12 protein-coding genes are annotated in these 12,536 nt (G+C 47.1%); 11 read left to right on the top strand and 1 reads right to left on the bottom strand.

What is annotated here, in order from left to right; all coding sequences use genetic code 11:
- Positions 1 to 121 precede the first annotated feature (121 nt).
- The 9 genes from A6049_RS08795 to A6049_RS08830 all read left to right on the top strand — a co-directional run bounded on the left by A6049_RS08795 (position 122) and on the right by A6049_RS08830 (position 10,215).
- A complete protein-coding gene (locus A6049_RS08795; protein WP_063564269.1) occupies positions 122 to 1,462 on the top strand; it encodes an MFS transporter in 1,341 nt (446 codons plus the stop codon).
- 379 nt (positions 1,463 to 1,841) lie between these two features.
- Positions 1,842 to 3,110, top strand: coding sequence for a sulfotransferase family protein (locus A6049_RS08800; RefSeq protein ID WP_063564270.1), 1,269 nt, complete (start codon positions 1,842 to 1,844; stop codon positions 3,108 to 3,110).
- Complete coding sequence (locus A6049_RS08805; RefSeq protein WP_063564271.1) at positions 3,107 to 5,038, top strand: asparagine synthase-related protein; 1,932 nt, start codon at positions 3,107 to 3,109, stop codon at positions 5,036 to 5,038. Before A6049_RS08800 ends, A6049_RS08805 begins: the two co-directional genes overlap by 4 nt.
- A 77-nt stretch (positions 5,039 to 5,115) precedes the next feature.
- Complete coding sequence (locus A6049_RS32920) at positions 5,116 to 5,253, top strand: paeninodin family lasso peptide (protein WP_175383968.1); 138 nt, start codon at positions 5,116 to 5,118, stop codon at positions 5,251 to 5,253.
- Between the two features lie 144 nt (positions 5,254 to 5,397).
- Positions 5,398 to 6,345, top strand: a complete 948-nt coding sequence (locus A6049_RS08810; RefSeq protein WP_095206022.1) for an aldolase — start codon at positions 5,398 to 5,400, stop codon at positions 6,343 to 6,345.
- Positions 6,342 to 6,641, top strand: coding sequence for a lasso peptide biosynthesis PqqD family chaperone (locus A6049_RS08815; protein ID WP_063564273.1), 300 nt, complete (start codon positions 6,342 to 6,344; stop codon positions 6,639 to 6,641). Before A6049_RS08810 ends, A6049_RS08815 begins: the two co-directional genes overlap by 4 nt.
- Before the next feature lie 3 nt (positions 6,642 to 6,644).
- Complete coding sequence (locus A6049_RS08820) at positions 6,645 to 7,127, top strand: lasso peptide biosynthesis B2 protein (RefSeq protein WP_063564274.1); 483 nt, start codon at positions 6,645 to 6,647, stop codon at positions 7,125 to 7,127.
- Complete coding sequence (locus tag A6049_RS08825) at positions 7,111 to 8,307, top strand: nucleotidyltransferase domain-containing protein (protein ID WP_083584711.1); 1,197 nt, start codon at positions 7,111 to 7,113, stop codon at positions 8,305 to 8,307. Before A6049_RS08820 ends, A6049_RS08825 begins: the two co-directional genes overlap by 17 nt.
- Positions 8,308 to 8,310: 3 nt before the next feature.
- On the top strand, positions 8,311 to 10,215 hold the full coding sequence (locus A6049_RS08830; protein WP_090808705.1) for an ABC transporter ATP-binding protein: 1,905 nt from the start codon (positions 8,311 to 8,313) through the stop codon (positions 10,213 to 10,215).
- Between the two features lie 109 nt (positions 10,216 to 10,324).
- On the opposite strand, the gene cysC is transcribed toward A6049_RS08830, so the two are convergent.
- Positions 10,325 to 10,963: an adenylyl-sulfate kinase gene (cysC, locus tag A6049_RS08835; RefSeq protein ID WP_063564275.1), complete on the bottom strand. Its 639-nt coding sequence runs from the start codon at positions 10,961 to 10,963 to the stop codon at positions 10,325 to 10,327.
- A 148-nt stretch (positions 10,964 to 11,111) separates the two neighbouring features.
- On the opposite strand from cysC, the gene A6049_RS08840 reads away from it, so the two are divergent.
- Together A6049_RS08840 and pdaA are read left to right on the top strand one after the other, a co-directional pair.
- Entirely contained in the window at positions 11,112 to 11,510 is a 399-nt protein-coding gene (locus A6049_RS08840; RefSeq protein ID WP_063564276.1) for a hypothetical protein, read from the top strand.
- 157 nt (positions 11,511 to 11,667) lie between these two features.
- Positions 11,668 to 12,447, top strand: coding sequence for a delta-lactam-biosynthetic de-N-acetylase (gene pdaA, locus A6049_RS08845; protein ID WP_063564277.1), 780 nt, complete (start codon positions 11,668 to 11,670; stop codon positions 12,445 to 12,447).
- The last annotated feature ends 89 nt before the right edge of the window (positions 12,448 to 12,536 follow it).

Raw genomic sequence — 12,536 nt, forward strand, 5'->3', positions numbered from 1 at the left:
TACAGATCGTCCGGAACTTTTTTACAGAAACGATGAACAAGTGTGACGAACTTCCTTTACAATAGGGACAGGTGTTTACTTGGCATCCCTCAGAGGGATGTGTGCAAAGGAAGGATCCCATTTGAATAAACGGGCAGTTAAGGCATGGATTATGTATGATTGGGCCAACTCGGCCTATGCGACGACGGTACTTGCAGCCGTTCTTCCCGTCTTCTACGCTTCCGTGGCTGCAGCTACACTGGATACAGATACTGCAGCATCATATCTGGCGTACACCCATTCCATCGGCATGTTATGTGTAGCGCTGTTAACCCCTTTGCTGGGGACATTAGCGGATTTATCGGGGCGCAAAGGTGATTTTCTGCGAGTATTCTCCATCATTGGCATCGTTGCAACACTCGGATTCAGCTTCATTGGGGAGGGAGACTGGCTGCTCGCTTCTGCACTGCTGGTCATTTCGACAATCGGTTTTGCGGGTGGTAACACGTTCTATGATGCGATGCTGCCTGATCTGGTATCAGCGGACCGAAGAGATATGGTCTCCTCTAAAGGCTATGCTTATGGTTATATTGGTGGAGGATTGTTGCTTGCGATCAATATGCTCATGATTCAGCAGCCTGGGTGGTTTGGGATGGCGAGCACACTTGCGGGAACAAGACTTGCTTTTATCTCCGTAGCGTTGTGGTGGTTGGTATTTTCCATTCCGTTATTCCGCCATGCACCACGCCGTCCTGCAGCACCGGACATGCCCAAGTCATGGAAAGCATATGCCGGTGTGGGCGTGCGCAGACTTGGCCAAACTTTTCGCCAGATCCGGCGTTTTCCGCAGCTGATGCGCATGCTGGTTGCTTTCTGGTTTTTCAATGATGGCATTAACACGATTATCCTGATGGCAACGATTTATGGAACAAGCATTGGGATCGGGACAGCAGATCTGATGCTTGCTTTGTTACTGACCCAGTTTATCGGATTTCCTTGTACATTGCTGCTGGGGGCATGGGCACAGCGTTGGGGCGCGAAGCAGGTGTTGATGATAAGCTTGTCCATTTACATATGCATCGTTATCTTAGGATATTTCATGACATCTGCCATCCATTTTTATCTGCTCGCTGGGCTGGTTGGCGTAGTGCAGGGCGTAAGTCAATCGACAGCGCGTTCTTTGTTTAGCAATTTGATGCCTGCTGGCAGAACTGGAGAGTATTTTGGATTTGTGAATATTACAGGCAAATTTTCTTCCATTTTTGGGCCGTTTGTATTTGGTTGGGTAGGCCAATTAACAGGGTCAACCCGTTGGGGGATTCTGTCTCTAATTTTCTTTTTCGCTGTGGGGATTGCAGTGCTAGTGACTGTGAAAGTGCAGCAGGGGATGTCGGATGCGATTCAGGCGGATCAGGAAGAAGGGCAGGGATGGATGCATCGTCCCATATCGGGGAAAAGCTCAGAGGCAAGATCGACTGGATGAGTAGTTATTAACCTTTTATAGAATGTTCATCATTAATAATAGTAGCTCCGTGGGCCTGTTTATTCGTAAACTGCTCTGGAGCTTTTTCATGTTTATGCAACAGTTATAGATGTTGAGGGTCATAGAATAAGTATAAGTGCTTAAACGACAGAGAACAGAATAGAGTGGATAGAAAGATATTATGAAAAGGTGAAAATAAAAGATTGACATGATACATTTTGTATCATAGAGTAAAAGTATGAATACATATCGTATCTAAAAATTGTCGAAAGTACATCATCCATATTACCTATTCCCAAGTAGGATTATTAGCGGATTTTGATATAAAGAGCTATACCAACTGCATGCTTATTTTAATTTTACAGAGGAGAGGCTGCCATTGGTAGATGTTCATGGTAACGGACTTGTCTTACTACTATGTGTACCTCGCAGTGGAAGTTCGCTATCCACCGTGATGCTGCAAAATCACAGCCGTGTATTTGCCACACAGGAGATGTGGTTTCTGATGAATCTTGTAGATTTGCAGAAGGCTGATTCCCGCCCCTATGGTGGAAGTGCAATTATCCGTCAGTTTTACAGCGCTATGGTATCAGACGAAGGTTTTGAGAAGGCGTGCAGAAGCTTTGCTCTTGAAATCTATAACGGATTTCTGGAGGGGAGTGGGGCAGACTTCATCGTAGATAAATCTCCTCGTTACTATTATATGCTGGAATGGCTTGATCGCCTGTTTCCACAGTCCAAGCGCATTCATCTCCAGCGTAACCCCCTTGCCATAGCTGCTTCCTACAAAAAGGTAAACCGCCATACAGGAGAAGGATTCGAACTGATTCGCAGCTTGCAGAGTCCGAACCTTAATATGAAAGCAGTTGATCTCACACTGGGTATGCTCCGTTTGAACGATTATTTTGCGGACAAACACACGAATGCCTATGAAGTTCAGTACGAACAACTTGTCTCCAACCCTCGGGACGAAATGGAAAAGCTATGCGGTTTTCTTGGCATCGGATATGAAGAGGGAATTGAGCAATATGGACGCTTTGTGGACAGTACAAAGTCCAATATGTTCTATAGTATGGGTGTCGGTGATCCATTTCTGTCCTCGCATCAGGAAGCTCATCAAGATTCTGTTAACAACTGGAAAAAAATACTCGATCCACAGGAAGTTGAATTCTATTGCCGAGTGATAGGCGCAGATCTGTTCCATCGGATGGGCTACAGTGAACAGCTCGAAGAAGCCGAGCGATGGACGGGTGTACGTTACGAAGCTGGCCCGGATGAGGAAGTCATATCCAAGCTAACGCGTCAATTCTCCGAAGCAACGGGCAGCAGCTGGCAGCAAGGTTACCGGATGCAGCCTGTAGACCTAGTGAGCAATACTCCAGATGAAAACAGGGATAATCAGGCAGCGAATGAACCCGATGCAATTGACCCGACACTGGCCGCACTGGCAACAATCAGGCAGTTGGAAGCCGCATTACGTGCAGCCGATAATCGGCTGGAGCGAGGGTACAATGAGCGGGAACGGTTGAAGGTACAGCTTGCGTCTGCTCACAGCAAGATTCAGCGTATCAAATCCTTGATTCCGTTTGGGAACCAGATAAGCGCCTGGGCTTCACAGCGCAAGATACTCCGGGGAGGAAAGTCATGAGCGCTATAGCAGGAATTGTTCACACCGATGGTCAGCAAGCGTTATGGGAGGACAGCTGGCGCTTATATGCCAGTCTGGGCCACGTTCCGGCGGATACAACGGGAGTATGGAAAGGCAATGAAGCTTTTCTAAGCTGCCACGCCCAGTGGATTACGCCGGAGTCGGTCAACGAGCAATTGCCCTTATATGATGAAGTGAGTGGTCTGACTATCACGGCGGATGCCATTTTGGATAATCGGGAGCAGCTGGCAGATCAACTGTCCATATCGAGGGCGGAGTTAGCCGGATTGTCGGATAGTGAACTGATCTTGCGAGCTTATCAGCGGTGGGATGAACATATGGCAGAGAAACTGCTTGGCGATTTCGCTTTCGCAATCTGGGATGATCGCAAGCGTAGACTCTTCGCTGCCAGAGATATTACGGGCATGAGATCCTTTTATTTTCGGCATGATGGTGAGCGGTTTGCCTTCTGTACCTTAATGAATCCGTTGCTGCAATTGGAAGGTGTACATAAAGAACTGGATGAGATCTGGTTGTCCGAATTTCTTGCCATTCCCGACATGCATGACTCAGCAGATATCCATTCTACCGTCTATCGCGGAGTGAGCCAGCTGCCCCCTGCCCATACGCTTAGCTTCAGGGATGGAAGGCTGGAACAGAAACAATATCATCGCTGGGACGAAGTGGAGACTCTACGGCTCAAGTCCGATGGGGAATATGTAGAAGCATTCCGCGAGGTATTTGGTCAAGCTGTTGGATCGCGTTTGCGAACGCATCGACAGGTGGCTGCTGCTTTAAGCGGAGGGCTGGATTCCGGAGCTGTGGTTGGATTTGCCTCAGGAACACTGCGGAGACAGGGAAAAACGTTAAATGCGTATAGCTATGTTCCGGTGCCTGACTTCACGGATTATACATCGAAAACACTGTTAGCAGATGAACGACCGTTTATCCAGTCTACGGTTAATCATGTGGGTAATATCACAGAGAATTATCTTGATTTTGAGGGAAGAAGCCCACTTAGTGAAGTGGACACCTGGCTTGATATTATGGAAATGCCTTATAAATACTTTGAGAATTCCTTCTGGATTCGTGGTTTTTATGAAAAAGCGAGCCAGCAGGATGCAGGCATTCTACTGACTGGAGCCCGGGGTAACTTCACGGTCTCCTGGGGCCCAGCACTAGATTATTACGCCAGTTTGCTAAAAAGCGGACGCTGGTTCCGGTGGCTACGGGAAATGCAGCAGTACAGTGAACGAACCGGGATGAAGTTCTCACGAATTGCCAAAATTACGGGCCGTAAAGCGTATCCGGAATTGTTTAAATCCATGTCAAAGGGAGCTGCCCAAGCCGCATCGGTGCAATTAATCCATCCGGAGTTTGCTAGAAGAACAGGCGTATTGGATCGGCTCAAATCAATTATCGTTCTGCAAGGTGGTGCGCAGGCAGATGCGCTCAAAGTACGGGCAGAGAAATTCAACAACCTGGCCATTGCGAACAAAAATGGTGCTGTCGCCACCAAATGCTCCCTTCGTTATCGGGCGTGGGAGCGTGATCCTACGAGTGACGCAAGAGTGATTCGTTTCTGTCTGTCTGTACCGATTGAACAATATGTTAATCAAGGAACGGACCGTGCTTTGATTCGGAGGGCTACATCGCCTGAGCTGCCTGACAAAGTGAGGTTAAACCAGCGAGTGCGCGGTGTTCAGCCCGCGGATTGGTTGCACCGCATGATTCCCAATTGGGGTGATTTTACTGCCGAATTGCGTGCGTTATGTTCTGACAGCCGGGTCGCTGGCATATTGAACACAGAGCGAATCAAGTCCGCACTTGCGAATTTTCCAAACCCTCGGCCGGAGCTCGCTTCCCACCCCGACTTGCGGTTGATGATGCATAGCCTGATCGTGTATCGATTCATCCGAAAGTTCTGATGTAGCTAGTGGGCGTAGCGATATGAACCGGGTTACAGGTTCATTAATCAGTTGACTCACGAGAGGAGGTGAACACGATGCAAATGGAAAAAAAGGAATGGCAAGCACCAGCACTGGAAGTATTGGAAGTGAACCAAACGATGGCAGGAGTAGGTTACAGACAGATCGACTGGATCACTGTCCACGATGCTGATCTCTACGATCCAACTTCCTAAGTTGTTTAGTTTTAACATGTGCCATCATACTTAGAAGGGCGGAAAGGACAATATTCCAACTTTTCGCCTCCGCCCTTATATTGAGCAATGCGAATATAAGGGCTTTTTTACTTACAAGCAGAATTGCGAAGGAGGAGTCATTCATTGTTGCCTGTGCAGTATAAAGCGTATGGCTTGTCTTGGTTGAGCCAATTCCCAATGCCTGAACTCCAAATCGTACAGAACGATACAGATTCTCTAGCTGCCTATACGGACGTACACATTGAAATAGCTGATTTGGCGGCACAGTGGGAAGCGTGGGATTTGGGGAGTGATAACTTTGTATCCCGGAATGGCAGTCTTTTTTTTCGGATCGAAGATACAGGTCTGTTTCTCATGGAACAAGGACGCCGTATCGTGGTATCCCCTCAAGTGGGAGCAGATGACAAAAAGGTTAGATTATTTGTGCTGGGCACATGTATGGCCGTCATTATGATGCAGCGCGGCATTCTTCCGCTCCACGGAAGTGCGGTGGTCATTGATGGTTGGGCTTATGCATTTGTTGGACACTCGGGTGCAGGCAAATCCACTTTATCAGCTGCACTTGCCTCACGCGGCTTTCCACTCTTAACGGATGATGTCGTGGCACTGACATGGGATGCAGGAGGAAGAGCAATCGTATCACCGGGTTATCCGCAGCAAAAGTTATGGCAGCCTAGTCTAGACGGATTCGGCATGAAGGAACAGGATTACGCAACGGTTCATGCGGAAATTACGAAATACGCGATACCGGTTCAGCACTATTTTCATGATAGACCTGTTCCGCTTGCCGCTGTGTTTGAACTTGATCCGAAACCGGAAGAGATGCTGAAACCCGTACAGCTGAAGGAAGTTGCCGGATTGGAACGCCTTCACATGCTGTGCTCTCATACATTTCGTAGTGGACTTGTTTCCAGGCAGGGTCTGGCACAATGGCTGTTCGAGACGGTTTCACGGCTGTCCGCCGGTATTGAAGTTTTCAGAATCACGAGGTCAGGCTCTGATTTTACGGCATTTGAGATGGCTGACCGAATTACAGAATATGCGCGCAAAGGAGTGTATACGGGACAATGACAGCAACGAAGCCAATGAATGGGGAAGACCGTGTGTTGCGTAAGGAAGGCAATCTTGTCAGTGACATGGGCGGGGAAAAAGTCATGATGAGCATCCATAACGGCAAGTACTATAATCTGGGCAGCACAGGTGGACGAATCTGGGATCTAATCAGCCAAGAACGAACATTGACTGAATTGGTTGAAGTGTTAGCTTCAGAATATGAGATTGAACCAGACATATGCCGTGAGCAGGTTGTACAATTTCTAGAGCATTTGACGCATGAAGGATTAATTGACGTTACCCGCGGAGAGTAGACCATGTTGCGAAAAATAAAAGCATATCGTTCATTGCCGCGTGAAATTCGTGGATTGGTATGGGAAGCTTATGTCCACCTTGGATGGGCACGAATACTAAAGGCGATGCCTTTTGCCAAGATTGCTCCTGGTCTCGGTACACCCATGTACGAAACGCCGATGACGGGACTCAATCGAAGTGATGTGACGACAATACGAAATATTTCTAAAGCTATACTCATTGCTAGCAGGCATACATTATGGGAGAGTCGTTGCCTTGTCATGGCAATCGCAGCGATGAAGATGCTGGAACGCCGTAAAATGGAGAGTACTCTATATATGGGTACTGCACGGAATAAACAAGGCCAAATGATGGCTCATGCATGGCTGCGAAGTGGGAAATTGATTGTGACTGGAGCAGATACAATGGACCAATATACGGTTGTCGGCGTGTTTGGCAAACGGTGTCCTGAGAAGGGAGCTGGGGAGATTGTCTACGATACATGAGTGGGAACAATATACAGCGGATTTTCCGCAGGAGCTTAAGCTGATTTTGAGTATGATTAAAGGCGATCTAACAGCAATAACCCCTGAGGACGCCCAAATACGGATGAAGGACATGGACTGGCAGCTCTTTTTGCAGCTCGCCCATCATCATCGACTGTACTCTGTTCTCTATCTGAACATAAAAGAGTTGGATTCAGCGCTTATTCCCGCTTTTGTAGTGGAAAACCTGAAGCAGCAATATACAGTCAATACGTTCCGCATGTTACATCTGACAGCCGAAATGGAGCAGGTGTGTGGTGCTTTTCGTGAACGAGGCATTCGGAATATTACGCTCAAAGGGCCCGCGCTGGCACATGATTTATACGGAGATATTTCATTGCGGACCTCTAAAGATCTGGACATTCTCATTCCCTTTGATGATGTGGAGTCTGCGGAAGAGATCCTTGGATCGCTTGGTTACGAATCAAAGGAAGGCAAGAGAACACCAACTGTTGCCAGCTGGAAATGGCGGGAACATCATATCTGTTACAAACACCCGGTCAAAAGAACCCAAGTCGAGATCCATTGGCGGCTTAACCCGGATTCCGGAAGAGAAACCGATTTTGAATTATTGTGGAAACGCAGCCGATTCAGCACCTATACCCAGACGCCTGTCCGTATGCTGGAAAGGGAGGATCTGTGGGCATATTTGGTGACGCACGGCGCAAGACACGGGTGGTTCAGAATGCGCTGGTTACTGGATATCGACCAGATGATTCGCAATATGCCACTGGATGTCAAAAAAGTGGAGCGACGCCTGAAAGCAGAAGGCAGATTATCTATCGGTTCACAAGCTCTTCATCTGGCTTCGGTATTAATGGACACCCCTTTGGATGCCAATTATCTTGCTTTGTTGTCTGCTCACGAACGTGCGGGAGAGAAATTAGCCAGACGCGGCGTAGTGTTCATGAATGAGATGATTGAGAGCCCGGCAGATGTAAAGAGTTATCGTTCCTATCTGTTCGCACTGCGAAGCACAAGGCAGAAGCTGTTTTTCTTTATCGAACGTTTGTATCCGAGTACCTGGGATGTAGACCAACTACCACTTCCGCGTTCACTGCATTTTTTGTATTTTCCGTTACGTCCGTTTCTCTGGTTCTGGCGGCGAATCAAAAGGAACACGATGACGGAGAGGGGATAACGTATGATTTCGGAATTACAATTCTTTATGCGGAAACTGCATCGTGTAACGGGCCCAGTGTTATATTGGAACCTGCTGGGCATGATCTGCATCAGTCTGATGGAAGGAATAGGCATTTATATGCTCGTTCCGATGTTAAGTCTTATTGGTATTTTTGAAATGGGTTCAACAGGTCTGCACTTACCCTGGATATCTGAATTTTTAAATCGTTTTCCGGAAAATGGCCGGTTGCTGCTTGTATTGTTGACCTTTGTTCTCATTGTCTCTGGACAGGCGTGGCTACAACGTCTTCAGACGATTCGCAACACTCGAATTCAGCAGCAATTTGTTCGAACGCTGCGCATGGAAACCTATCGTGCCATCATTATGGCGCAGTGGTCTTTTTTTCTCCAAAAACGAAAATCCGATTTTAATCATATATTAACGACCGAACTCGCCCGTGTCAGTCAGGGAACGAATATTATGCTGCAAATGGCTGCTTCCTTGATCTTCACCGGCATTCAAATCGGCCTGGCCTTCTGGTTGTCTGCCAAGTTAACTACCCTTGTCTTGGTCTGCGGATTGGTACTGTTTATTGTATTGAGAAAATTCGTGAAACGAGCAAAACAGATTGGGGATCAGACGTCGGAATATTCCCAGAGCTATTATAACGGCATTACAGAGCACTTTAACGGAATCAAGGACATTAAAAGCAATATGCTTGAAAAATCACATATTAGCTGGTTTGAACGTATGTGTGGGCGGATTGAACGTAATGTGATTCAGTTCAGCCAGTTGAACAGTGGCACACAATTGATTCATCGAATATCGGCGGCTGTCATTATTGCTGCTTTTATCTATTTATCCCTGCATGTGCTCGCTGTGCCTCCGGCAAGTTTGTTGCTCATCATTCTGATCTTTTCACGGTTGTGGCCACGATTTACATCCATTCAATCCAATCTGGAGTATATGAGTTCGATGCTGCCCGCGTTTCAGATTGTCAGAGAGTTACAGACAGAGACCGAGAAAAGCCGTGAGATTAGCGAAAAAACGGGTAATGCTAGTGAACCATATGATGAGGAGTCAACGATTCCCGGCCCTCGTTCGGTTAGAATGAAGGCCCAGGCCAAGCTGAATGAGCAGCAGAAAGATGGCAATATGCTACCTATTGAACCCCTGGTACTTAAGGAGTCCATCGAGTGTCAGCAAGTGAATTATCGCTACGAAGGCAGCGATACCTACTCGTTATTCGAAGCGTATGCATCCATCCCAGCGAGAGGTATGACAGCCATTGTAGGCAAGTCTGGAGCCGGGAAGAGCACGATGATTGATTTGATTATGGGACTCATACGTCCGGAGAGTGGTCAGATTTTGGTGGATGGGGTGCCGTTAACCGAGAATCGATTGTTAGCCTGGAGAAGTTCAATCGGTTATGTCTCTCAGGACCCTTTTCTGTTCCATACGAGTATTCGTGAAAATTTGCGTCTGGTAGATCCAAATGCCAGTGAGGAACAGATGTGGCAAGCACTACAGTTTTCTTCGTCTGCAGCGTTTGTCCGCAAACTTCCCCAAGGACTGGATACCATTATCGGTGATCGGGGCATCCGCCTGTCCGGCGGTGAACGTCAGCGTTTGGTGCTTGCCCGCGCCATGCTTCGGAACCCTTCTGTACTGGTATTGGATGAGGCGACGAGTGCGCTGGATAGTGAGAATGAACAGCACATTCATGAGGCTCTCGAGCGCCTGAAAGGGCATGTGACGGTTATTGTTATCGCCCACCGACTATCCACTATTCGAACAGCAGATCGAGTGATTGTATTGGATGAGGGCCGGGTTATCCAACAAGGGGGTTATCAGCAATTGTCTACTGATCCGGTAGGCACGTTCAGCAAACTGTTAAACATGCAGGCAGGTGTCGTGGGGCAATGAGTCTCTCGGTAAATCCGGAAATGAATAAAGTAAAAAGGCGCGCCATTAAAGGCAGCGCCTTTGAAGTATGTGTAGTTGGAAAGTAATTCAATCTGATTGCCATTTGCATTTAGTGAACGATGGCATTACTAACAGGTTGCGGCAGCTGAAAAGCACCAACACGTTCCAGATGCTGCACAATTTCATGCACGGCCTCTTCGATGGACAGCTCTTCGGTATCAATGATGAGTGTAGGATCTTCTGGAATATCATAAGGGGCCGAAATCCCTGTGAAATGTGGAATGGCACCGCTGCGGGCCTTTTTGTAAAGTCCCTTCGGATCACGTCGTTCGCACTCTTCGATCGAACAACGAACATAAATTTCAATGAAATCATCAGCTTCAAAAAGCTGTTTAACCATATTCCGGTCTTGTGCATCTGGCGAGATAAAGGCGGAAAGAACAAATAACCCGGCATCTACCATCAGCTTGGATACTTCACCAATTCGGCGCAGATTTTCTTGCCGATCCTCGGCCGTGAACCCAAGATCCCGATTCAGTCCATGACGTACGTTATCCCCATCAAGTACGTAACAATGAACCCCTTTTTCATACAGGTACTGCTCCAGAGCAAATGCCAGCGAGGATTTTCCTGCACCGGATAAGCCGGTGAACCATAAGGCACGACTACGATGACCGTTATGTTTTTCCCTGTCCTGCCTGTTTAAGCTGGATTGCTGCCAAGTAATGTTACGCTCTTCCTTTGACATGGATATCCGCCTCTTCCTACTTATGATATGTATAATATTTTAACATATTTACAAGATTATAGCACCTTCTGAATTTGGCGGAATTTAGCGTGAATCAACGACAATTCGGGTATAGATGTAGTACATACATAGCAGGAGGAAGACCAACATGAACAATAACATACACAACATACAGGTATATTTTCAGTGCGCGGATTGCGATCAGGATATTCGCGCTATCTTTACTCAAGAGCAGGTCAGTGCGGTTCGCTGTTCAGAGTGTGGTAGAGCATACACATTAATGAAGCCTACCATTGGTGACGAGATTTTACTTGATTGGGAGCAGGAGGCTCTATATCATAAATTGCGCGCAGATCGCTCTGAGCATGATAATCATAATATGTCTGCCCTGATTATTAAAGTAATTGAGCTGCTAACCTGGCGGGATAGTGGTGATGGTCAGACACGTGCAATAGAGATGGTTAGAGAATGGTTGGCTTCCAGTGGAAAACCTCAGACCTTACTTGAATTGTTTCATCATCCCGAGCGAGACAATAAACGGTTTTGAACGGAGAAATGAGAACCGGGGCTCCATGGTGTGTAAGTATGTGATGCGATCTGTAATCGAAATTTACATACATTAGCTGTTCCTGTGGCATATTACCTGAAGGTGTTCGTGATAGGAAACGACAAACCGAATTTTTCAGGAACAGGAGCGGATAGCAATGAAGCGAATGGTTCTTTACATGCTGCTGGCTGTATTGACGTTCGGTACATTACCGGCACATACTGAAGCATCGCCAATAAATGGAGCTTATCATTTTGGCTTCAAAAAGAGCCAAAACGGCCAGTTGCCTTCCATTGATCAGGAAGGATTTAAGGAGATATTGCAGCATAATGATGCCATTTTCCTGGGGGATACAAAACAGAAAGAGCTGTATCTTACGTTTGATAACGGTTATGAAAATGGGTTTACGCCAGCTATATTGGATGTTCTGCGCGACAAAAAGGTGCCAGCTGCTTTTTTTGTCACCGGACATTATCTGAAAGACCAGCCTGAATTGGTGAAGCGAATGTCGGCAGAAGGCCATATTGTGGGTAACCACTCCTGGAGCCATCCCGATATGACTCGAGTTTCCAATGAAAAAATAAGAACAGAGCTTGATCAGGTACGATCTGAGGTCAATCGGTTGACTGGACAGCAAGCGACCTTCTTGCGGCCACCACGTGGCATTTTTAACAACCGGACGCTTGCAGAGAGCCACGCCCAAGGTTACGTTAATGTGTTTTGGTCTGTTGCTTATAAAGATTGGGATACCAAAGTGCAACGTGGGACAGAGTATGCACGTCAGCAGGTCCTGAAACAGCTTCATCCGGGAGCAGTCATTCTGCTTCACTCTGTGTCGAAGGATAACACGGAGGCGCTAGCTTCCATCATTGATGAGGCACGTAAGCAAGGATATGCGTTCAAAAGTTTGAACGACCTGAAAACAAAAAGTTATTAATGTTACATGTTTACAATAGAAAAAGGGCATCCTGAGCTAAGATAGCTTGGGATGCCCTTTCTGGCTTGGTCTTTAATGGTTTCAGCAGA

Source organism: Paenibacillus sp. O199 (assembly GCF_001636635.1).
Lineage (GTDB): Bacteria > Bacillota > Bacilli > Paenibacillales > Paenibacillaceae > Paenibacillus > Paenibacillus marchantiae.